This window comes from Negadavirga shengliensis, from assembly GCF_042652345.1.
Taxonomy (GTDB): domain Bacteria; phylum Bacteroidota; class Bacteroidia; order Cytophagales; family Cyclobacteriaceae; genus Negadavirga; species Negadavirga shengliensis.
On sequence record NZ_JBHSJJ010000001.1, the window covers coordinates 663135 to 684920 of the forward strand.

Annotated in this window: 21 protein-coding genes; 16 read left to right on the forward strand and 5 right to left on the reverse strand. The window is 44.4% G+C overall.

Going from position 1 to position 21786, the window contains the following annotated elements; all coding sequences use genetic code 11:
• Positions 1-11: 11 nt before the first annotated feature.
• Genes ACFPFU_RS02725 through ACFPFU_RS02735 form a run of 3 tightly spaced genes read left to right on the forward strand, consistent with a single transcriptional unit; the run spans position 12 to position 2526 of the window.
• Positions 12-554: a hypothetical protein gene (locus ACFPFU_RS02725; RefSeq protein WP_377061246.1), complete on the forward strand. Its 543-nt coding sequence runs from the start codon at positions 12-14 to the stop codon at positions 552-554.
• Positions 541-1731, forward strand: coding sequence for a M20 metallopeptidase family protein (locus ACFPFU_RS02730; protein ID WP_377061248.1), 1191 nt, complete (start codon positions 541-543; stop codon positions 1729-1731). The genes ACFPFU_RS02725 and ACFPFU_RS02730 overlap by 14 nt, the downstream gene beginning before the upstream one ends.
• Before the next feature lie 24 nt (positions 1732-1755).
• Positions 1756-2526: a S1/P1 nuclease gene (locus tag ACFPFU_RS02735; protein WP_377061250.1), complete on the forward strand. Its 771-nt coding sequence runs from the start codon at positions 1756-1758 to the stop codon at positions 2524-2526.
• A gap of 5 nt (positions 2527-2531) precedes the next feature.
• Here the strand turns inward: ACFPFU_RS02735 and ACFPFU_RS02740 are convergent, their stop codons facing one another.
• Positions 2532-3227 (reverse strand): ComF family protein, encoded by a 696-nt coding sequence (locus tag ACFPFU_RS02740; RefSeq protein ID WP_377061252.1) that lies wholly within the window; start codon positions 3225-3227, stop codon positions 2532-2534.
• A 180-nt stretch (positions 3228-3407) separates the two neighbouring features.
• On the opposite strand from ACFPFU_RS02740, the gene ACFPFU_RS02745 reads away from it, so the two are divergent.
• The 13 genes from ACFPFU_RS02745 to ACFPFU_RS02805 all read left to right on the forward strand — a co-directional run bounded on the left by ACFPFU_RS02745 (position 3408) and on the right by ACFPFU_RS02805 (position 18164).
• On the forward strand, positions 3408-3770 hold the full coding sequence (locus ACFPFU_RS02745; RefSeq protein ID WP_377061253.1) for a hypothetical protein: 363 nt from the start codon (positions 3408-3410) through the stop codon (positions 3768-3770).
• Positions 3767-4528, forward strand: a complete 762-nt coding sequence (locus tag ACFPFU_RS02750; protein ID WP_377061255.1) for an exodeoxyribonuclease III — start codon at positions 3767-3769, stop codon at positions 4526-4528. The genes ACFPFU_RS02745 and ACFPFU_RS02750 overlap by 4 nt, the downstream gene beginning before the upstream one ends.
• Before the next feature lie 43 nt (positions 4529-4571).
• A complete protein-coding gene (locus ACFPFU_RS02755) occupies positions 4572-4973 on the forward strand; it encodes an ATP-binding protein (RefSeq protein WP_377061257.1) in 402 nt (133 codons plus the stop codon).
• Between the two features lie 2 nt (positions 4974-4975).
• Positions 4976-5407, forward strand: a complete 432-nt coding sequence (ybeY, locus tag ACFPFU_RS02760; RefSeq protein WP_377061259.1) for an rRNA maturation RNase YbeY — start codon at positions 4976-4978, stop codon at positions 5405-5407.
• Positions 5408-5516: 109 nt separating this feature from the next.
• Positions 5517-7382 carry a tRNA uridine-5-carboxymethylaminomethyl(34) synthesis enzyme MnmG gene (gene mnmG / locus ACFPFU_RS02765; RefSeq protein WP_377061262.1) on the forward strand — a complete coding sequence of 622 codons (1866 nt, stop codon included), beginning with the start codon at positions 5517-5519 and terminating at the stop codon, positions 7380-7382.
• A gap of 58 nt (positions 7383-7440) precedes the next feature.
• Positions 7441-8268: a class I SAM-dependent methyltransferase gene (locus ACFPFU_RS02770; protein WP_377061264.1), complete on the forward strand. Its 828-nt coding sequence runs from the start codon at positions 7441-7443 to the stop codon at positions 8266-8268.
• Positions 8265-10025, forward strand: a complete 1761-nt coding sequence (locus ACFPFU_RS02775) for an Ig-like domain-containing domain (RefSeq protein WP_377061266.1) — start codon at positions 8265-8267, stop codon at positions 10023-10025. The genes ACFPFU_RS02770 and ACFPFU_RS02775 overlap by 4 nt, the downstream gene beginning before the upstream one ends.
• A 447-nt stretch (positions 10026-10472) precedes the next feature.
• Entirely contained in the window at positions 10473-10931 is a 459-nt protein-coding gene (locus ACFPFU_RS02780; RefSeq protein ID WP_377061268.1) for a MarR family winged helix-turn-helix transcriptional regulator, read from the forward strand.
• Positions 10928-13333 (forward strand): 3-hydroxyacyl-CoA dehydrogenase/enoyl-CoA hydratase family protein, encoded by a 2406-nt coding sequence (locus tag ACFPFU_RS02785; RefSeq protein ID WP_377061270.1) that lies wholly within the window; start codon positions 10928-10930, stop codon positions 13331-13333. Before ACFPFU_RS02780 ends, ACFPFU_RS02785 begins: the two co-directional genes overlap by 4 nt.
• Before the next feature lie 211 nt (positions 13334-13544).
• On the forward strand, positions 13545-14720 hold the full coding sequence (locus ACFPFU_RS02790) for a thiolase family protein (RefSeq protein ID WP_377061271.1): 1176 nt from the start codon (positions 13545-13547) through the stop codon (positions 14718-14720).
• A gap of 285 nt (positions 14721-15005) precedes the next feature.
• A complete protein-coding gene (locus ACFPFU_RS02795) occupies positions 15006-16811 on the forward strand; it encodes an acyl-CoA dehydrogenase family protein (protein ID WP_377061273.1) in 1806 nt (601 codons plus the stop codon).
• Positions 16812-17010: 199 nt separating this feature from the next.
• Positions 17011-17535, forward strand: a complete 525-nt coding sequence (locus ACFPFU_RS02800; protein WP_377061275.1) for an OsmC family protein — start codon at positions 17011-17013, stop codon at positions 17533-17535.
• A gap of 95 nt (positions 17536-17630) precedes the next feature.
• Positions 17631-18164 carry a macro domain-containing protein gene (locus ACFPFU_RS02805; RefSeq protein ID WP_377061276.1) on the forward strand — a complete coding sequence of 178 codons (534 nt, stop codon included), beginning with the start codon at positions 17631-17633 and terminating at the stop codon, positions 18162-18164.
• Positions 18165-18185: 21 nt separating this feature from the next.
• Here the strand turns inward: ACFPFU_RS02805 and ACFPFU_RS02810 are convergent, their stop codons facing one another.
• From ACFPFU_RS02810 to ACFPFU_RS02825, 4 genes are all read right to left on the reverse strand, one after another.
• The gene (locus ACFPFU_RS02810) at positions 18186-18668 is read right to left on the reverse strand and encodes a hypothetical protein (RefSeq protein ID WP_377061278.1); all 483 of its coding nucleotides are present in this window, start codon (positions 18666-18668) and stop codon (positions 18186-18188) included.
• A 5-nt stretch (positions 18669-18673) separates the two neighbouring features.
• Complete coding sequence (locus tag ACFPFU_RS02815; protein WP_377061280.1) at positions 18674-19333, reverse strand: class I SAM-dependent methyltransferase; 660 nt, start codon at positions 19331-19333, stop codon at positions 18674-18676.
• A 70-nt stretch (positions 19334-19403) separates the two neighbouring features.
• On the reverse strand, positions 19404-20552 hold the full coding sequence (locus ACFPFU_RS02820; RefSeq protein WP_377061282.1) for a helix-turn-helix domain-containing protein: 1149 nt from the start codon (positions 20550-20552) through the stop codon (positions 19404-19406).
• A 215-nt stretch (positions 20553-20767) separates the two neighbouring features.
• The gene (locus tag ACFPFU_RS02825; RefSeq protein WP_377061284.1) at positions 20768-21778 is read right to left on the reverse strand and encodes a hypothetical protein; all 1011 of its coding nucleotides are present in this window, start codon (positions 21776-21778) and stop codon (positions 20768-20770) included.
• Positions 21779-21786: the final 8 nt, after the last annotated feature.

A 21786-nucleotide genomic window follows, 5' to 3' on the forward strand; every position in this document is an offset into this window, starting at 1 on the left:
AGCAAATGATTATGATCTACAAAAAGGCCGGCTTCTGGATAAGTCTTTTACTGCTGACATCAAGTTGCGGCATCTTCAACATAAAAAAAGGCGGAGCTGCTGCAGACCTGTACGCCAATTATTCGGAAGACCTCTCTGATGTACGCATCCGTTTTGATGATTTACCAAAAGTCGCTGCCTTTGAAGCCGGAGAAGGCACTGTCCCTCCAGTGGACGCCGAGTTGAATCAAGCGCTTCAGAGGATAGCACGGGAAAATGGGGAGGAGTGGTTCTACAACGGTTTCACCATTCTGATCTATAGCGGCGTGGATAGGGATGAGGCCTTTAAGACCAGAAACAGACTGTACTCTGAATTCCCTGATATTCAAACAGATATGCAATATCAACAACCCAGATACCTGGTAAAAGTTGGCAAATACATCCATCGCATTGAAGCTTTGGCCTGGTATGAAAAACTGAAAAAAGAATTCCCCGCATCCAGAATCATTCAGGACAGATTTCAAAGAAACAGACAAGACGAAAATCCAGAAAACACGCAAAATGTTGATCAATAGAATCAAAGAACTCGCCACGGCACAAAAACTTTCCAACATACAAAACCGGAGACATCTTCACGCCAATCCAGAATTGTCTTTCCAGGAATACGATACGGTAGCATTTGTAGAAGCACAATTACGGACTTTTGGTGTGCATCAAATAGAAAAAAAGGCCGAAACCGGGCTGGTTGCTTTGATAGAGGGAAAAAATCCTGACAGTAAAGTCATTGCGCTTCGAGCCGATATGGATGCCCTTCCCATTACGGAACAAAATGAGGTCGAATACGCTTCCAAAAATCCAGGGGTGATGCATGCCTGTGGCCACGATGTCCATACTTCTTCTTTGCTGGGAACGACGCGAATTCTGAACGAACTTAAAGATAACTTTGAAGGTACTGTGAAACTGATCTTCCAGCCGGGGGAGGAGAAAGTACCTGGAGGAGCCTCCCTCATGATCAAAGATCAGGCGCTATTAAACCCAAAACCCTCTGCGATACTGGGGCAACATGTAATGCCGCTCATACCTGTGGGAAAGGTGGGTTTCCGAAAGGGCATGTACATGGCCAGCGCTGATGAATTATACTTAACCGTAAAAGGAAAAGGTGGTCATGGGGCGATGCCTGAAACCTTGGTGGATCCTGTGTTGATTACCTCCCATATTATCGTGGCGCTACAGCAGGTAGTCAGCAGAAATGCAAGTCCCAAAATCCCCTCAGTTTTGTCTTTTGGAAAAATTCTGGCAGATGGGGCCACCAATGTTATTCCGAATGAAGTGAAAATAGAGGGCACGTTTCGAACCTTAAACGAGGAGTGGCGAAACAAAGCCCATACGCTCATGGTGAAAATTGCAAAAGGTATAGCGGAAGGAATGGGAGGGGAGGTGGATTTTGAGGTCAGAAAAGGATACCCTTTTCTAAAAAACGACCCTGAACTCACAGAAAGAGCCGCTTCTTCAGCAAAAGCTTACTTGGGAGAGGAAAATGTGCTGGACCTGGACATATGGATGGCTGCAGAGGATTTTTCCTATTATACCCAGGAGATTGACGGCTGTTTTTACAGGTTGGGTACGCGGAATGAGGCCAAAGGGATTATTTCAGGCGTTCATACGCCCACATTTGATATTGACGAAGATGCACTGGAAGTCAGCACCGGTCTGATGGCCTGGTTAGCATTAGAAGAATTAAAAAACAAATAAGCCTACATCAGCTTTTGTCACTTTATGAAGCGGTTCTATAGCACATGGGTATTCAGTCTCGCCTTTATTGCCCATAGTATGGGGTGGGGACAAACCGGCCACCGGGTGATCGGCCAGATTGCAGAATGGCACCTTAATGATAAGGCTGCCTCGAGAATTGAAAACATTCTGGGTCCCGAATCATTGGCGATGGTGGCCAACTGGATGGATGAAGTCAGATCGGACAGACGCTACGACCATCTCAATACCTGGCACTACCTCACGGTGGAAGAAAATGGAAACTACAATCCGGAAATCCAGGAAAAAGATGGGGACGCATTTGCCAAAACCAAAGACATCATCCAGGCGCTTAAAAGTGGTCAGTTAGATCCCAAAAGAGAACTGGAATATTTGAAAATGTTGGTCCATCTTGTGGGGGACCTGCACCAGCCGCTTCATGTAGGTAAGGGAGATGACCGGGGAGGGAATGATATTAAGGTTACCTTTTTTGATCAAAACACGAATCTGCACAGCGTCTGGGACAGTAAGGTAATCGACGGAAAAAATTTGAGTTATACTGAATTGAGCACCCACCTGAATAGGAGGGCAACTAAGCAACTGGTATTTTCCTTACAATCCGCCTCGATGGAAGACTGGTTGCAGGAAGCCGTAGCGCTAAGACCGGTCATCTATGACCTGCCAAAAAACGGCGGATTATCCTATGAATTCGTATATAAAACTTACCCTGTCATGGAAGAAAGGCTTTTGGCCGGCGGCATCAGGCTGGCAGGTATACTTAATGATATTTACGGTTAGTCCGCTTATTTACCCGCGGCAATGACGGCCAAATCTACCTTAGATGGCTGAGCGCGCTTCAAAACATTGGCACAGGCAGCAAGGGTAGCCCCTGTGGTCATCACGTCATCCACAAGCAGTATTCGCTTTCCCTTGCAGTCCATCGCGACGGTTTCCAGGCAAAATACTTCCGAAACATTTTCCCACCTTTGCAGTCTGGTTTTTTTCGTCTGTGTTTGTGTGTGCGTATTTCTATACAGCAACCTCCCTACAGGGATCAGCATGGTTTTTGACAGGCCTTCGGCAAACATTTCACTTTGGTTGTAACCCCTTCTTTTCAGCTTGGTTCGATGCAGAGGTACAGGCACAATTATGTCCCATGTTCCCGAAAATCCATTTTGTAAGAGTAATCCACCATACAGTACCCCAATGGCCCTTCCCAATCCGGGTTTGTTTCTGTATTTTAGTTGGTGAAGTATCTTTTGGCTCATTCCCCGTTTGGAAAACCGCAGATAAGCCATCACGCTGTTTACATCCGACAATCCAAGCAGTTTTGTTTTCAACTCATTTTCACGTGGAACAAGATGATAAGAAGTCACCGGTAATCTCGAAATGCATATTTTACAAAGGTGGTCCTCAAAATCAAAAAGGCTCCTGCGACATACGCAGCAGGTATCGGGAAACACCAAAGCCAAAAAATCTTCCCAAAAAGTGAAACGCATACCGAAAATGGGTTGTTAATTATCAGTGACCGGTAATAACTGCTATATTTGCAGGTTATTGTTAGCTGTCAGGAAATTAAAGATTTTGGTCGGTTAATCCAAAAAATAAAGGGATGCCGGTCACAAAAAACGTTTATGCGATAAAAGAACATTACTCAATATATTATATTATCATCCATAATGTTTAAAAAAGATTTGGATTTGGAAAGGCGCTGGGGGAAACTGCTCACGGGTCTGGCCGAATTGTTCGGGAAGAAACCCTCTGACCTTAATGCCGTACTCTTTATCATTGGTGTACAGGAACTGGGCAAGGGGAACAGGCATTTCTCCAAGGAGGAGAAGCAGGACCTCATGCATATCGCCACATGCAAAGTATTGAGTTTATCGGGCTTCTATGAATTGGATTTTATTGACCAGGATGGATGGCCACATTGGAAATTACAAAAAACATTGCCACATTTGGACAGTGCTGATCAGGAAAAACTGCTAAAACTGCATGTTTTGGAATATTTTGAAAAAGAATTTGAAATAGATATCAGATGAGGGTGGTGTCATACAATGTCAACGGGATTCGCGCGGCCCTTAAAAAGGGCTTTTCCGACTGGCTGGCCGCCACTGATCCCGACATCATCGGTTTGCAGGAGGTTAAATGCTTAGACAACCAGATCGACAGGACTTTATTTGAGGACATGGGGTATCAGGTATTTTGGCATCCTGCTGTTAAAAAGGGTTACAGCGGGGTAGCCATTCTCAGCAAGATAGTGCCAGACCACGTCGAATATGGTATGGGGTATTCCCTTTATGATGATGAAGGCAGAATCATCAGAGCCGACTATGGTGACATTTCCTTTATCAACACTTATTTTCCTTCGGGGACGACCGGAGATGTGCGTCAGGAATTCAAATACCGGTTTCTTGATGACATCTACGGGTATTCACAAGACATGGTCCGGGAGAAACCCAACCTTATCTGGAGCGGTGATTACAATATCTGTCATAAGCCCATAGATATTCATAATCCTGTATCCAATAAAAACTCATCGGGGTTCTTGCCGGAGGAAAGGGCATGGATGGATAAATTCACCAATTCAGGTTTTGATGACAGTTTCAGACTGGTAAACCCCGATCCCCATCATTATACCTGGTGGAGTTATCGGGCAAATGCCAGAGCCAATAACAAGGGCTGGCGTATAGATTACCATATGACCACGCCCTCCATCAGCAGGCGGGTAAAGCGTGCCGCTATATTGACAGCTGCAAAACATTCTGATCATTGTCCGATATTATTGGAAATTGATTAAATGGAATACAAAAAATATTCATGGTAAAAGACAATTATAATCAATGAAATCAATTAAAATTTCTATTCCATCTTTAATTGAAAATATAAATATCATTGAGAGCTTCATTGATAATGCTAAAGAAAAGTTTCATATCAATGATGACATTTATGGTAATATCATGATATCGGTTACAGAATGTGTTAGTAATGCCATCATCCACGGCAACAAACAGGACAGCAAGAAAACCGTTAATCTGGAACTCCGCTTTCTTGACGATCAGATAAAATTCATAATAGAAGATCAGGGGGAAGGGTACGACTATCATCACCTTAGTGATCCTACTTCGCCGGAAAACATTCAAAAATCCGGGGGAAGGGGGGTCTTCATCATGAGACATTTATGCGATGAGATCGAATTTGAAAACGATGGTAGTAAGATCATTCTTACTTTTTATATGAACTGACAATGGCCATCAATTTCTTTGAAGAAGGAGTTTCCTCAGGTATAAGGCACAGGAACAAAACAAAGCAGTGGCTGAAATCAATTGCAGAACAAAAGGGTTACAAAATCAAAAATCTGAATTATGTGTTTTGCAGCGATGAATACCTGTACGATCTAAACGTACAATTCCTTAATCATGACACGTATACCGACATCATCACGTTTGATCAGTCAGAAAGTAAAGACGCCATAGAAGGGGATATTTATATAAGCACAGAAAGAGTAAAGGAAAACGCGTTGAAATTGGATACCGAGTTCCAGACAGAATTGTTAAGGGTAATCATCCACGGACTGCTGCATCTTTGCGGTTTTAGAGATAAAACCAAAACAGAATCCTTGGGTATGCGTAATGAAGAAGACAAAGCCCTTGATATATATAAAGAGATAAACCCATAAGTGTTCCACGTGGAACACCGAACCAAAATTAACGGTAAGATGTTCCACGTGGAACAGTCCGATAAACAAATGAAGAAAATGTTCCACGTGGAACACTAAATCAGGATATATGTTTCCAGAGTATGATGTAATAGTAGTAGGGGCAGGACATGCCGGCTGTGAAGCCGCCCACGCGGCAGCCAAAATGGGTTCAAAGGTATTGTTATGTACCATGAACATGAACACCATAGCTCAAATGTCCTGCAATCCCGCTATGGGAGGGGTGGCGAAAGGCCAGATCGTGAGAGAAATTGATGCATTGGGAGGGAAATCAGGAATTATTTCCGATAAATCCATGGTGCAGTTTAGAATGCTCAACAGGTCGAAAGGTCCCGCCATGTGGTCTCCCAGAACACAAAACGACCGGATGCGGTTTGCTGAAGAATGGAGACTGGCCTTGGAACAGACTCCTAACGTTGATTTCTGGCAGGAAATGGTGACCGATATTCTGGTGAAGGAAAACAGGGTGTATGGGGTGAGAACAGGAATCGGTCTGGAAATAAAGTCCAAATCGGTGGTTCTTACCAACGGTACATTTCTCAACGGACTTATCCATATTGGTGAAAAACAATTTGGAGGCGGTAGGACAGGGGAGGCCGCCGCAAAAGGCATTACCGAAAACCTAATCAGCCTTGGCTTTGAAGCAGGAAGGATGAAAACCGGGACGCCACCGAGGGTGGACGGCAGAAGTCTGGATTACACCAGGATGGAGATACAGTACGGTGATGAGCAACCTGAAAAGTTTTCGTATGCCGATGAAACATCTCCGCTCACAAAGCAGAAAAATTGCTGGATAACCTACACGAACAAAGACGTCCACCAAACATTGGAAACAGGTTTCAGCCGCTCACCGATGTTTAACGGCCGGATAAAAGGCCTGGGCCCAAGATACTGCCCCTCGATTGAAGACAAAATCAACCGCTTTGCCGAAAGGGACAGACACCAGATATTTGTGGAACCCGAAGGATGGAATACAGTTGAAATTTACGTAAACGGCTTCTCCACCTCCCTCCCCGAAGATGTGCAATACGAAGCGTTGCGGAAAATACCCGGGTTTGAAAATGCCAAAATGTTCCGTCCCGGATATGCGATAGAATACGATTATTTCCCGCCAACCCAGCTCAAGCTTACCTTGGAAACCCAATTGGTCGATGGTCTTTTCTTCGCTGGACAGATCAACGGGACTACCGGCTATGAGGAAGCGGCCTCCCAAGGATTGATCGCGGGCATGAATGCCCATAACAAAGTCCATCAAAAAGCCCCCTTTCTGCTCAAACGATCCGATGCTTATATAGGAGTCCTGATAGATGATCTTATCAACAAAGGCACGGAGGAACCCTATAGGATGTTTACCTCACGGGCTGAGTTCAGGCTTCTCCTTCGACAGGATAATGCCGATCTTAGGTTAACCGGGTTAGGTTATGATCAGGGTCTGGCCTCAGAAGAAAGATACCAGGCCATGCTGCTCAAAAGAAAATTAACTGAAACGCTGACCAAAGAACTGACACAAAAAAAACTGCATCCGGACACGATCAACGAAGAACTGGAACAGTTAAACACTGCCACTGTCGCGGAGAAAATCACGGTGGCCAAGCTTTTAAAAAGACCTCATATGGGATTGAAGGACATCATGGACATGGATAACCAACTAAAATCCGACCTATCAAAATACCCTAAAGAGGTGTTGGAACAGGCAGAGATACAGATAAAGTATGAGAGTTATATCGCCAAGGAAAAACAAATGGTTGAAAAAATAGGCAATCTCGAAAATCTCAAAATACCAACCGGTTTTGATTATGCAGGAATAAAAGCGCTTTCTGCAGAGGGAAGGCAAAAGCTGACCAAAATCAAACCCGAAACTTTGGGACAGGCTTCAAGGATTAGCGGCGTTTCGCCAGCAGATCTTTCTATTCTAACCGTATATTTAGGAAGATAACATGTACGAAAGATTAACCAAATGCCCGCTTTGCAAAAGTGGGCTTTTTCTTAATCACATGGTCGTAAAAGACCATGTCATCAGCCAAGAATCATTTACCATCTGTAAATGCAACAATTGTGGGCTCTGGTTTACTAATCCCCGTCCTGACGAAGAACATATACAGGATTATTATAATTCAGAAGCCTATATCTCGCATGAAGATAAAATCACCGGGGTCACGGATGCCCTATACAAACTGGTAAGAAAGATTACTGTTAAAAACAAGGTCAACTGGGTAAATGAAAAATCAAGCAAAAAGGGGAAACTGCTCGATTTCGGCTGTGGTACCGGCTACTTCTTAAAAGCAGCACAAGCCGATGGCTGGCAGGCTTCAGGCTATGAACCCAATCAAAAAGCATCGGAAATCGCCAGAAATAAAAACAACGTTACCCTTTATTCCACCTTGGATGAAATCTCTAAAACCAAAAAATTCGATGCCATCACCCTGTTCCACGTTATGGAACACGTACATAACCTCGATAAAACCATAAAAATACTGTTGGAGAGGCTGAAAAAACGAGGAAGTTTATTCATTGCACTGCCTAATAACCAATCCCCCGACGCGTTGGCATTTAAAGAAAACTGGGCGGCCTTGGATGTGCCCCGGCATTTATACCATTTCAATAAAACTTCCATGCAATACTTCGCGGATAAATACAACCTCAAAATAACAGAGATAAAACCGATGGTATATGATGGATACTACATTTCGATTTTATCCAACAAAATCGTTAACAAGAATAATAATTTATTTAAATCTGCTTTAGAAGGATATAAGTTCAACCAATTAGCCAGGAAAACTAATGACTATTCCAGCTTATTGTTTATTCTAAAGAAAAAATGAATAAGACCAGCTATCTTTTTATTTCCGCAATCATTTTTTCGATCCTGGTTTCCTCATGCGCGAAGCAGAGTTCACCCATGGGAGGCCCCAAAGATGAAACACCCCCAAAACTCCTGGAATCCGATCCAAAAAGTGAATCGACCAACATCAAACCAAGCGAAATCAACCTCGTCTTCAGCGAATTTATAAAACTGGATAACCCTACCAAACAGATTATCATTACTCCAAAAATAAACGGAGACGAAGTGGAGTTCCTGGCAACAAGAAACAGGGTCAATATCAAATTAAACCAGGAACTGGAAGAAAGTACCACATATGTTTTTAATTTTCAAAAAAGCATACAGGATATCACCGAAAGCAACCCCACAGAAAATCTACGTCTGGTATTCTCAACAGGAAACGAGATAGACAGTCTGCGCTTCAGTGGCAGAGTGGACTACATCTTCCCCGACAGAAACAAAGATTTTAAGGATATTCTTATAGGTCTATATAACCTTGAAGACACCACAGATCTTTTCACCGATCTTCCCTATTATATCAGTCAGGTAGACACGGCTGGCAGGTTTCTAATTACAAACATAAAGGCAGGAAAATACCGCGCATATGCCTGGCACGATGACAACAACTCACTGAAAGCTGAATTCAGAAACGAAGCCTATGGATTCCTGCCGGATCCGGTAAACATACAACAGGATGTTTCAGATGTTCATATCAATCTGTTTAGAGGAGATTTATCAGAACTTAAAATAAACCGAAGCGGACCCAGTGGGAATAATTTCGATGTGATTATCAGTAAACCTATCTCAGATTATGAAATTATCCATCCCGACAAAAACGAAAAACTTTTCTCGAGACTGTCGGATAAAAATCTCAGGTTATACCATACGGAAATGAGAGATGACAGCACACAAGTTCAAATCATCCTCAAGGATTCAGTAGGCTTTACGGTTGACACCACCCTTTATGCCCACTTCGAAACCAGTGATAGGAAAAAAGAAGAGCTGGAAATCACCAGTAACAGTGGTAAAAGTTTCCTTAGAAACCTCAAAGCAGAACTTACATTCAATAAGCCCCTGCTCAAAATAAACTATGATTCGTTATTCGTTAAATACGACACTGCTGGCATTATACCCATCACCGAAGAAAATCTGCATTTACCGGACAGCGCCAAAAGAACTAAGTTATTAATTAATATAACCGTTCCCGACACGATAAAACATGAGACTTTCACGGTTTTCGCCGCAGACTCTACTTTTCAGGATGTTCAAAATATATGGAACAAAAATAAACTCGAAGCCAATTACAAAAAGCTAAAACAAGAAAGTCTGGCCGATGGAATCACCGGAACCGTAGACACAGAAGAACGGCCTATAATCGTACAGCTACTCAATAAAAAAGAAGAAATCCTTCAGGAAATATACCTTCAAGAGACAAATTCATTTGAATTTACCTTTATTGAAGCAGGAGATTATAAGCTCCGCGCCATCATTGATAGAAATAAAAACAAAAGATGGGATCCTGGAAATTATGAAGAAAACCGGCAACCTGAACCCGTTTATTATTTTATAGATGAAGAAACCCGGAAAGACGAATTTCTTCTGAGAGGAGGCTGGACTTTAAATAATATCATCATTAAACCCAAGCGGGATTCCGGTATCTACATGCCCAGCCCAGAAGATGACCTGCCGCCCATAGAAGAACAAGCTGTGGAAAAAAATGAAACACCCGTGGATAAAGCTCCCAAAACCGACCAATAATCCACATCCCGCAAACGTCAAAACTTCCACTTTCTGTCATTCCCACTTTCCCTGGGGAAAACCCTCCTATTATCGACCCCTATCCACAACAGTACCCACTGCTATTTAACAACAACTCCATAACGAGTATCTATCCACATTTTTTCGCTTAAAATCATAACCATTTGATTACAAGTTTATTTTATGTTAATTATTTGTGAATTATCCGTGAACAAGCTGGCATGGAACATCGTGGACGGTGCAAAACACATTTCCAAAAAAGTTACCCACATATCCACGCTATAATAACTGTAATAACTTTTAAATTTTTAAAAATAATTACTATAAATAATACCCTGTTGATAAAGCATGGCGAGTATCCTTCATTATTCTTATCTCAATTTTATTATGCATGCATAATTTTTTTTATTAAATTTAAAGTATTCGGAGAAGGCATTATATCTGGTGATGAAAAAGGAAGAAACCGTAGACTATCATATCAAGGCATGTTGGCATTCCATCGCGAGAATGTACAATCAGAAGGCAATGCAGGAAGACATCACGACTTCTATTGGATTCGTTTTAATCAATATTAATTCCAGTGAGGGGACGCCGGCTACCAAAATCGCGCCTATGATGGGCTTGGAATCAAGGAGTCTTACCCGCATGCTCAAAACCATGGAAGAAAAGGGCCTTATTGTGAAAAAGCCGGATCTCCAGGACAAACGCTCTGTACGGGTCTTTTTAACAGAGGAAGGGAAGCGAAAAAAGGCCATATCGGTAGAAACCATCAAGCAATTCAACAAACAGGTAAGAGACAAGCTCTCCCAGGACGAATTCAAGGCCTTCTTTGTCATTTTCGAAAAAATAAATCAAGTCGTCAATCATGTACATGAACAAATCGATAAACCACAGAACCAATTATGAAACGAACCATTAGAAAAATAGCCGTTTTGGGTTCCGGGGTAATGGGTTCCAGAATAGCCTGTCACTTCGCTAATATCGGGGTACAGGTCCTTTTACTGGACATCGTGCCCAAAGAGCTCAATGAGGAAGAAAGCAGAAAAAATCTTAGTCTCGAAAGTAAAGAAGTGCGCGACAGGGTTGTCAATGAAGCATTGCAACAAACCCTCAAATCAAAACCATCACCCATTTTTGAAAACTCATTTGCAGAGAGGATCAGTACAGGCAATTTTGAGGACGACCTTCCTAAAATTAAAGATTATGATTGGGTCATAGAGGTGGTCGTGGAAAAACTGGAAATCAAGCAATCATTGTTTGAAAAAGTGGAACAGCACCGCAAACCAGGAACCTTGATCACTTCCAATACCTCTGGGATTCCCATGAACCTTATGTGCAATGGGCGTTCCGAGGATTTCCAGGCTTGTTTTGCAGGCACCCATTTTTTTAATCCACCGAGATACCTGCGGCTTCTGGAAATTATTCCCGGCCCAAGCACGAAACCGGAAATTGTTGATTTTTTGATGGATTATGGGGATCGTTTTTTGGGAAAGGAAACCGTTCTGTGCAAAGATACACCGGCTTTTATTGCCAACCGGATAGGTGTTTATGCCATTATATCGGGAATTCATACCATTGAACAAATGGGGCTGGGGGTATCGGAAGTAGACAAGCTTACCGGCACCATCATAGGAAGGGCAAAATCAGCAACTTTCCGGACCTTGGACGTGGTTGGCTTGGATACCACGGTGAATGTCGCCAACAACCTTTATAAGGTTTTGGAACATGATGAGTCCCGGGAAAAGTTCAGGCTTCCCAAGAGCGTGCAAGTGCTCCATGAGCATGGCTGGTATGGTGACAAAAGTGGCAAAGGCTTTTTTCACATGATCAGGCATAAGGACGGCAGAAAGGAACTCAAGGAAATAGATTTCAAGACTTTTGAATATAAGGATGCAGAGAAGCCCAAATTCAAAGCATTGGAAGGTTCCAAAGGAATAGAAGATATTAAAGAGCGCATCCGTTTTTTGGTGAACTTTGACGACAAAGCAGGGGAGTTTTACAGAGCTACGTTTTATGACCTTTTTCGCTATTGTTCCTTCAGGATCCCGGAAATTGCTGATGAACTTTATCGAATCGACCAAGCGGTTTGTGCAGGTTTTGGATGGGAATATGGACCTTTTGAAAATTGGGATATCCTTGGGGTGAAAGAGACTGTCGAAAACATGGAGAAAGCCGGCGAAAAACCGGCGCAGTGGGTTTATGAAATGTTGGAGGCGGGCCACCATTCCTTCTATAAGGTACAAAAGGGCAAAAAACACTATTATGATGTGGAGAGCAAGTCCTATAAAGAAATTCCCGGATTGGAGGATTTTATCCTACTGGACACCTTAAAAGCAGCCAACAAAAAGCTGTGGGGCAATGCAGGCGCCAGTGTGTATGATTTGGGAGATGAGGTGATTGGACTGGAATTCCATACCAAAATGAACTCCCTGGGAGCTGAGGTGATTGAAGGGATCAACACCGGGATCAGCATGGCCGAAAAATCCCACAAAGGACTGGTTATCGGAAACGAGGGGGCAAATTTTTCCGCAGGTGCCAACCTTGCCATGCTTTATATGTATGCAGGTGATCAGGAATTCGATGAAATCAATTTGATGATCGCGCAGTTCCAAAATACCATGATGCGGGCGAGGTTCTCCTCTGTCCCGGTGGTGGTGGCACCGCATAATATGGCTTTGGGAGGAGGATGCGAGCTTTCTTTGCATGCGGATGCGATACAGGCACATGCGGAACTGTATATGGGTCTTGTGGAAGTAGGAGTAGGCCTTATTCCAGCTGGGGGAGGGACCAAGGAAATGACACGCAGGTTTGCCAATTCGATCATCCAAGGGGATGTGGAGTTGAATCGTTTGCAGGACACCTTTATGAATATCGCCACGGCCAAAGTATCCACGTCAGCAGAAGAGGCAAGAGGGTTGGGATACTTGGAAAAGAAGGATGCTGTTACCCTGAACAGAAAGCGGCAATTGGCCGAAGCCAAGGAAAAAGTGATTGGGCTCTATGATGCGGGGTATACCCAACCTACCCAGCAGACCAATATCCGGGTGTTGGGAAAAACGGCTTTGGCCCTATTTGAGGCGGGAATCAGCGGCATGCGCTATGGGGCGTATATCTCTGAGCACGATGCCAAAATCGCCCGAAAACTCGCTTGGGTGATGAGCGGTGGGGATTTGTCTTCACCAACAGAAGTAAGCGAACAATACCTTCTTGATTTGGAAAGGGAAGCATTCCTCAGTCTGACGGGAGAGAAAAAGACACTTGAAAGGATACATAGCATACTGTTCAAAGGAAAACCCCTTAGAAATTAAATCAGTACATAGTATATGGTATCAAGCATCAGGAAAGCTTGGGTTTAAAACGGACCGGATTGATTACTGAGGCTGTTTTCACAGAAATAGATGGAGATTGGAAACCCAAAACTGGCCATCGATTTAAAGCCTTCAGCCTATTTGATACTCAAATCATGATGCCGGATACTCAAAAAAATAATTCTTCAATAAACCGAAATATAAGATACTTATGGAGGCATACATAATCAACGGATATAGATCGGCGGTGGGGAAAGCCAAAAAAGGAGGTTTTCGCTTTTACCGTCCTGATGACCTGGCAGTAGATGTCATCAAATACCTCATGGAACACACACCTGGTGTGGAAAACAAAATGGTGGATGACCTTATCGTAGGCAACGCCATTCCGGAAGCAGAGCAGGGCATGCAGATGGGAAGGATGATATCCCTGCTGGCTTTAGGTGAGGACAACCCCGGTTTTATTGTGAACCGTTATTGCGGATCCGGCCTGGAAGCCATTGCTTTGGCAACGGCAAAAATCAAAAACGGCATGGCTGACTGCATTATCGCCGGCGGGACCGAATCCATGTCTTTGGTACCTATGATGGGATATAAAACGGCACTGAACTGGAACATAGCTTCAAAAACGCCCGATTACTACCTCAGTATGGGGCTCACTGCCGAGGAACTGGCAAAAGATTATGACATCAGCAGGGAGGATTCAGACCTTTTTTCGGTAGGATCCCATGAAAAAGCCTTAAAGGCCATCGCCGAAGGTAGGTTCAAGGATGAGATCGTCCCCGTGGAAATAGAGGAAACCTATTTGGATGAAAACCTCAAAAGGAAAACCAGAAAATTTACAGTGGATACGGATGAGGGCCCCAGGAAGGGTACCAATACGGAAGTACTGGCCAATCTTAAACCCGCTTTCAAGCAAGGTGGTCAGGTGACTGCCGGCAACTCCTCACAAACTTCCGATGGGGCGGCTTTTGTGATGGTAATGTCCGAGAAAATGGTCAAAGAGCTTAATCTTGAACCCATAGCCCGATTGGTTTCTTATAGTGTGGCAGGAGTGGAACCCCGGATCATGGGCATCGGACCCAAAGAAGCTGTCCCAAAAGCCCTCAAGCAGGCAGGTCTGTCCCAAAATGACATTGACTTGGTGGAGCTGAACGAAGCCTTTGCGGCCCAGGCTTTGGCGGTGATCAAGGCCCTGGACCTTAACCCGGATATCGTCAACGTCAATGGTGGTGCGGTGGCCCTCGGCCATCCTTTAGGATGTACAGGTGCCAAACTCACGGTTCAGATCATCAACGAGCTCCGGAAACGCCAGGCGAAATATGGTCTTGTGACTGCCTGTGTCGGGGGTGGTCAGGGGGTTGCCGGGGTGATTGAGTTGTTGAAGTGAAACATACCGGACTAAAGGAATAAGATTCTTTTTTTAAATCTTAAAAGTTTTTCATATGCACAGAGATAGAGAATTGGATGTTTGGAAAAGACCTGTCGGTCAGATCTCCGGGAATGTTCTTTCCTATGAAAGGTCCGGACCGATTTTCCGAATAAGGGAAGTTGCCTTATCGGTTTCTTCCCAACTTGTGCAGGAGAACAAAAGTGGGTCTTATAAAGAATATGCTCATTTTTCGGAAATTTCCCATGGTTCCCAAAGGAATCAAAAACTCAAAACTAAAAAACGATGACAACCATATCTAAAAATTCAATCAACGGAGGTGAATACCTCATCAAGGAAACGGATGCGGCAAACATATTCGTTCCGGAAATGTTTACGGAAGAGCAGCAGATGATGGCACAGGCCTGTCAGGACTTCGTGGATACGGAGATCATGCCCAAAATAGTGGAGATCGACAGCATGCAAAATCCTGATTTGGTACCCGGGATTCTCAAGAAAGCGGGAGAGATGGGACTCCTGGGCATATCGGTGCCTGAAACATACGGTGGCTTGGGCATGAGTTTCAACACCTCCATGCTGATTGCGGACATCATTGGTGCAGCGGGCTCATTTTCCACTACTTACGGTGCCCAATCGGGTATTGGTACATTACCCATCCTGTATTATGGAACGGAGGAACAAAAGCAAAAATACCTGCCTAAACTCGCAACTGGAGAATGGGCGGCATCCTATTGTCTGACTGAACCGGATGCGGGATCTGATGCGAACAGCGGAAAGACCAAGGCGACCCTTACAGAAGATGGTAAGCACTACCTTCTCAATGGGCAGAAAATGTGGATTACCAATGCCGGTTTTGCAGACCTGTTTATTGTCTTCGCAAAAGTAGACGATGACAAAAACCTGTCGGCTTTTCTTGTGGAAAGGACCTTTGGTGGCATAACCATGAATGAAGAGGAAAAGAAAATGGGGATAAAAGGCTCTTCTACCAGGCAGGTGTTTTTCAATGATTGCAAGGTGCCAGTGGAAAATATGCTTTCAGAAAGAGGCAATGGTTTTAAAATAGCCGTGAACATTCTCAACATCGGACGCATAAAGCTTGGTGCCGGTGTGCTGGGCGGATGCAGAAGGGTGTTAAAACAATGTCTGCAGTATTCCTCGGAGCGGAAACAATTCGGTGTGGCTATCAACAGTTTCGGTGCCATCAAATCAAAACTGGCGGAAATGGCAATTCGCACCTATGCCTGTGAGTCGCTTTGCTATCGGGCAGGCCAGGATATTGAGGACAGGATGGCCGTCTTGGAGGATGAGGGCATGGATCCGGCGAAAGCCAAGTTAAAGGGGGTCGAGGAGTTCGCCATCGAATGTGCCATTGCCAAGGTACATGGTTCGGAAGTTTTGGACTTCGTAACTGACCAAGGTGTGCAGATATATGGGGGAATGGGCTATTCGGCCGAGGCGCCTATGGAACGGGCCTACCGGGATGCAAGGATATCCCGGATTTATGAAGGTACAAATGAAATCAACCGGATCCTTATGGTAGGAATGCTTCTGAGGCGGGCTCTGAAAGGAGAAATAGACCTAATGGGACCTGCCACCGCCGTAGGAGAGGAGCTTAAATCTGTACCCAGTTTCGAACAGCCAGACACCTCACTGCTCCTTGCAGCAGAGAAAGAGGTACTGAAAAAACTGAAAAAAGCTTTTCTCATGATTGGGGGCAGGGCAGTCGAATCGTTGCAGGACAAGTTGGAAAGTGAGCAGGAAATCATGATGAGCCTGGCGGATATCATGACAGAGATTTATGCCGCGGAGTCGACGCTGCTGCGTACAGAGAAACTTTTGGAGATGAAAGGTGAGGATGCTGTGGCCATGCATCTGGCAGCTACCCGGGTTTACCTGTACGAGGCCGTACAGAAAATCCAGGCCGCGGGCAAGGAGGCGATTCTCTCCTTTACCTCAGGGGATGAACAGAAGGTACTGCTCATGGGCTTGAAGCGGTTTGCCAAAATGGATACCCTAAATCCAAAAGCGCTAAGAAGACAATTGGCAGATGCGCTGATCGACAAAGGCAGTTATCTGTTTTTCCATGGATAAAAAATGGTGGCTTTTCCAAAGTTCTAACCTTTGGAAAAGCTTTTTCACGATTTTAGATACTTACGACCAAACTTTGGCCAGGCTGACATAAAGAAAACAAAGCAGTCAGTATTCAAGACCGATGAACCAGGGGATTGAACATGCTGAATCGTCTTTTGCCGGAGAGAAAGGTATATACACCAAATCATATTGACAATCCATGAATGGGACCGAACTTAAGCTTATTCAAGCACCATTAAAGAAAAAATACCGGGAGAATCCGGAGTCTGCCACGATTGTTTTGCGTGCTGAAGGAAAACTGGGAGAAGGAATATCCTGTAACGTCGAAACCGCTCAGGCACTTGTTCAGGCGGGGTTGCATCCGGCTACCGGTGGAACAGGCATGATGGCCTGCTCAGGAGACCTCCTTTTGCAGGCTTTGGTGGCCTGTGCCGGGGTTACCATGAATGCGGTAGCCACCGCGATCGGGGTCGACATCAAAGATTGCAGCATTAAAGCGGAGGGGGATTTGGATTTTAGGGGAACCTTGGGCGTGGATAAAAACGTACCGGTGGGTTTCAAATCCATTCGTTTGGTATTTGATCTCGATACCGGTGCAGGCCAGGAGCAGATCGATAACCTTTTCAAATTGACCGAAAGATATTGTGTCGTCTACCAAACATTGGTGAATGGCGTGGAAGTGCAAACCAGGTTCAACCCGCCCGGGCACAAAAGACACAGCTGATTGGATCAGTTTTGGACATTGAACTAAGCCACTACAATTATCTATCTGCTCTGCCTCGATCTAGAACTTTATGACAACCCAAAAACATACTCACCATGAAAGCAGTCATCCATAACATATCCATTGAGTGTATCCAGGGAGACATTGCTAATCAACCCAACATGGATGCGGTAGTGAATGCCGCCAATGCCCAACTCCGAATGGGAGGGGGTGTGGCCGGAGCCATCCACCGGACAGCAGGACCAGGTCTTGAGGAGGAAAGCCGTAGACAAGCGCCCATAAAACCGGGCCAGGCGGTCATCACCGGAGGGCACCGTCTCCCCAACAGCTATGTGATTCACTGCCTGGGTCCAGTTTACGGACAGGATGAACCCTCCGACAAGCTGTTGGCGGACTGTTATCGAAATGCATTGCGACTTGCGGAGGAGTACCAGCTAAAATCGGTTGCCTTTCCGGCCATTTCCACCGGTGTTTTTGGTTATCCTGTAGAAGCAGCCGCCAAGGTGGCGTTGAAGAGCATTCTGGATGAATTGACCAACCTGTCTTCATTGGGACATATCCGTTTTGTGCTTTTTAGAACCGAAGACTTGCAAATTTATAATTCGGTTTTAAAAAAGCTGACGGAATAAGCCATTTCAAAATAAAAGGTTTCATTTTAGCCGGTTTGCTTGGATGAACGGGAAAACCATTAATTTTTTAACCGATGAATACAAAACAGGGACGGCGTACATGGCCATTATAAATTGAAGCATACCCGAAAACTCAAACAAAAAGTCACTGGGTATTTCATAATTTGGGCCGGGAAATAATCTTCTAAAGGTTTCCTCAGAGGCTCCTCCAAAATAGACCAGGTTTTTGACCAGATGGTTATAGCCGCCCTCAATGATTCCTATGAGGACCATAGGAATGCCGGTGCCTATCAAGAGGAGCAGCAATATGGCGGCTGTTCCAAGTTTACTTTTTGGATACCGGTGATATACCACGTGGCAGGCCGATAACAGCAGCATAACCGGCGCGGCAAAATATACGACATGTAATCGGAATGGGGCACTGTATATAGCTGCTCCGTAGAGATGATGGATGACCGTCAGTAGCATTATGGCCATTGCCATCGTAAAAAACCTTTTGAGCATATTATTCATTGATTTTTTGGACTTTTGTGGATGAGGTAATAGCCAATGGTTCCAAAAATGGTTGGCTTTTCGAAGAGCCTTTCGAACTTTGGAACGTTGGCAGTGCGGATTACTTCTTCTATAATCGAAGGCCTTTGTGCTTTCCGGCCATGCCTTACAAATTTGCCCGCGTCATGACTCTGCGCGTCAAAATCCACCAGTAACATGACCCCATTTAGCTTTAATACCCGGAGGGCTTCGCGCAGGGTGGCCAAGTTTTGTTCCATGTCCAGATGATGCAGCATAAACGATGAAAAAACCCGGTCAAAATTCAAGTCAGGATAGGGTAGATTATCAGAAAAGCCTTTGTCTAAAGAGATCTGAAAGCCGGCTTTTTTCGCCTTCCATCTGGCCAAAGCCAGCGCATGGGAATCAGGGTCTAAACCTATAATCTCTATGTCAGGATATCGCTGCTTAATGTTTAAAATCAGCGTGCCGGTGCCACAACCGATATCCAACGCCTTATGACCTTCCTGTAATCGGGCCAATTCAATTAGTTTTCTCCGGTTTTTATTGACACCAAATAATTTGGAAAGAGGGTCATAAAGGCCTAAAAGCCATTTTTTGCCTGCAGGGGGAAGATGCTTTCTTCCATTTCCCGCAGTGGTGTGCTGTATTTCTCTCATGGGAAGAATAATTGGTATGGTGCAAAAATCCCCAAGATATTCATCCCGATATTGTAAAATATTTACCGTTTCAGCGCATACGGATAAATCTTGAACAGGTGTTACCGGACTCCATATATCTGCCGGGGCTCATACCCATAAAATGAGAAAAGTCCTTGATAAAGTGGGCCTGATCATGGTACTGATGCCGGTAGACCACATCCATCCAATCCGGGTTTTTGTCAGCCAGCTGAAGTTTTTCCATAATCCCGGCAAACCGCATAATGCGTTGTAGGTATTTGGGAGTTGTACCCACGTGTTTTTTGAAAAGTTGGATCAGGTGTTTCTGCGAATACCCCGTTTTCTTTATCAAAAAAGCATAAGGTTGGTTTATATTGGCGATCATATAATCTATGACGGCGTTTTTCTGAAAATCCTGCTTTTTCAATTCCAAAAGTAGAAATCGGTCAATCAGGGAAAATATTTCCTGCGGATCTTCATGCTCTCCGATTTTTTCCCGCAAATGGGCAATTTTTTTCCCAAAGAGGGCTGCCCCGTCAGTGATTTTATCCGACAGTTCCGATTGGGAGATGCCTGTAAAGGCATAAAGCGCGCCAATACGGAATCTCACCATGATCGTTCTTTCATTCGGAGAAACTTGGTGAGATAAATATTGATTCTGCATGCCCATTACCGAGGTGCCACCACAAACCGTCCTATCGGCTTCGTTTCGGGAGACCCATCTGGATTGTCCGTCGTTGAGGTGGATTAACAATTGTGTCATTCCATCCGGTATTACCCTTTCCCAGCTATAATCAGGCCGCCTTCCATGATAGTAAGTAATGCTTTCAATATATTGGTTGAGCGGATATAGGGGTTTATGTACCTTGATGACCAGATCCCGCTCAGTCAACTCCGTTAATTCATGTATCATGTTTTGATGCCTGGTGGGAAAAGCCTGAGGGGCATTGACAGTGATCCCGGTCGTTGCTCTCAATCCATCGGTTTTTCCGTTCAGCTCGTGCTGGATTCTTTGTTTTTGGTAGTTTTGCAATAGTTCGATTTCATCCATGGAGAATAAGCCACCCCATTGCAACAGGAGCCTTTTAGATGGAATTTGTTTACCGGATTCAATATCCATTAAAAGACTGGAACGGATTTCCAGGTATTCTGCTACCTTTTCTAAAGAAAGTCTCCGGTGCTCCCTGATTTTTCGTAAATAGAGACCGAGTTTGAACATGGATTCGAATTAAATTATATTTTTTTATCCCAAAATGCGGTACCTAATCTCTTGTCAAGGTAAGCATCTATTTCGTAATCCCATTGTAAAAATTTTACCGGGTTTGCCTCCACCTAATTGATCTGATCTTTTATGGGAACTTTCCGTAGGTTTCCTTATAAAAAAACCCTTAAAGATTATCTTTAAGGGGAAGTAGGGGTTTTAGAAGGGTTGAGTCATTTTGTTAACACTTGCTTCATGGCATCTATAAAAGAAGGTTCCGGAACTTCATTTTCCAATACCAGCATTACAAAATGCTCCGCCAGTATTTCTTCCGGATGCAAGGTGTACGTGGTGTTGGTACCGATTTTTTGCTTCAGGTCGGTAGCCGCCGCAAAGTTCCTTAAGACCGGCATGTTTTCCACCAGCTTGGCCTGTTTTTTTGCAGAGACCTCTTCTATATACATGAGCCGTTGCTTCATATAGGTAAAAAACGATCCTCCGTCCCACTCTTCTTCAGAAATCAAAATAAATACTACTTCTTCATCTACATTATCAATTTTGACTGTGATGGTGTGTTCCAAAAAGGGTGCATCGGGATTGGTGATTACCATCTCCCTAATGGCATCAGGATAGCTGATGCGGTTGCTCTCATGAAAGTTAATGGTTTCATATAGCTCCTTCCTTCGGTCGGGTTTGTGCCGGGTAAGGATATGGAACAGCTCATGCGCGAGAAAACTTTCCGCGACAATTCCCCTTGCCACAATATAATTTTCCCGTGTGTAAGTGATGGCACCACCCTCTTCCTGCATCGTAGACTTGACCAGGAGGATTTCAGAAGGGAATTCCAGCTTAAGCCCCATGTTTTCGATTCGGGCCTTTAATGCCAAGATCCGTTCCCTTAGCGTGTTCTTCTCCTCGTCCGTCCATGCCAAGGCCTGCTGAGAGGCAAAATTCAGATAATCCTCCTCTTTGTTGCTGGCCTTGTTCTTGGTTCTGGAAATCAAATCGAACCTGCTTAACTCCTTCGAGTATGAGTCAGAAGTACCCAATCTCTCCCCAGCCTCATCTTGGGGAGCAAAAACTATTCTTGTTCCTGGAATGAAAGGAACCACAATACTCGGATCGCGGTCAACCGGATCCTCATCATCGGGATCCTCATTGACCGGTGGGTTGCCGGGCCCATCATCTACGGAACAAGCCATCACCATGGCTGCCATCACGAGGAATATGAAATATTTTCTCATAAAATAAA

Excerpts from the sequence above, each read along its gene's own strand:
- ACFPFU_RS02725 (WP_377061246.1), top strand. The coding sequence starts at position 12 with ATGATCTACAAAAAGGCCGGCTTCTGGATAAGTCTTTTACTGCTGACA.
- ACFPFU_RS02730 (WP_377061248.1), top strand. The coding sequence starts at position 541 with ATGTTGATCAATAGAATCAAAGAACTCGCCACGGCACAAAAACTTTCC.
- ACFPFU_RS02735 (WP_377061250.1), top strand. The coding sequence starts at position 1,756 with ATGAAGCGGTTCTATAGCACATGGGTATTCAGTCTCGCCTTTATTGCC.
- ACFPFU_RS02740 (WP_377061252.1), bottom strand. The coding sequence starts at position 3,227 with ATGCGTTTCACTTTTTGGGAAGATTTTTTGGCTTTGGTGTTTCCCGAT.
- ACFPFU_RS02745 (WP_377061253.1), top strand. The coding sequence starts at position 3,408 with ATGTTTAAAAAAGATTTGGATTTGGAAAGGCGCTGGGGGAAACTGCTC.
- ACFPFU_RS02750 (WP_377061255.1), top strand. The coding sequence starts at position 3,767 with ATGAGGGTGGTGTCATACAATGTCAACGGGATTCGCGCGGCCCTTAAA.
- ACFPFU_RS02755 (WP_377061257.1), top strand. The coding sequence starts at position 4,572 with ATGAAATCAATTAAAATTTCTATTCCATCTTTAATTGAAAATATAAAT.
- ybeY (WP_377061259.1), top strand. The coding sequence starts at position 4,976 with ATGGCCATCAATTTCTTTGAAGAAGGAGTTTCCTCAGGTATAAGGCAC.
- mnmG (WP_377061262.1), top strand. The coding sequence starts at position 5,517 with ATGTTTCCAGAGTATGATGTAATAGTAGTAGGGGCAGGACATGCCGGC.
- ACFPFU_RS02770 (WP_377061264.1), top strand. The coding sequence starts at position 7,441 with ATGGTCGTAAAAGACCATGTCATCAGCCAAGAATCATTTACCATCTGT.
- ACFPFU_RS02775 (WP_377061266.1), top strand. The coding sequence starts at position 8,265 with ATGAATAAGACCAGCTATCTTTTTATTTCCGCAATCATTTTTTCGATC.
- ACFPFU_RS02780 (WP_377061268.1), top strand. The coding sequence starts at position 10,473 with ATGAAAAAGGAAGAAACCGTAGACTATCATATCAAGGCATGTTGGCAT.
- ACFPFU_RS02785 (WP_377061270.1), top strand. The coding sequence starts at position 10,928 with ATGAAACGAACCATTAGAAAAATAGCCGTTTTGGGTTCCGGGGTAATG.
- ACFPFU_RS02790 (WP_377061271.1), top strand. The coding sequence starts at position 13,545 with ATGGAGGCATACATAATCAACGGATATAGATCGGCGGTGGGGAAAGCC.
- ACFPFU_RS02795 (WP_377061273.1), top strand. The coding sequence starts at position 15,006 with ATGACAACCATATCTAAAAATTCAATCAACGGAGGTGAATACCTCATC.
- ACFPFU_RS02800 (WP_377061275.1), top strand. The coding sequence starts at position 17,011 with ATGAATGGGACCGAACTTAAGCTTATTCAAGCACCATTAAAGAAAAAA.
- ACFPFU_RS02805 (WP_377061276.1), top strand. The coding sequence starts at position 17,631 with ATGAAAGCAGTCATCCATAACATATCCATTGAGTGTATCCAGGGAGAC.
- ACFPFU_RS02810 (WP_377061278.1), bottom strand. The coding sequence starts at position 18,668 with ATGCTCAAAAGGTTTTTTACGATGGCAATGGCCATAATGCTACTGACG.
- ACFPFU_RS02815 (WP_377061280.1), bottom strand. The coding sequence starts at position 19,333 with ATGAGAGAAATACAGCACACCACTGCGGGAAATGGAAGAAAGCATCTT.
- ACFPFU_RS02820 (WP_377061282.1), bottom strand. The coding sequence starts at position 20,552 with ATGTTCAAACTCGGTCTCTATTTACGAAAAATCAGGGAGCACCGGAGA.
- ACFPFU_RS02825 (WP_377061284.1), bottom strand. The coding sequence starts at position 21,778 with ATGAGAAAATATTTCATATTCCTCGTGATGGCAGCCATGGTGATGGCT.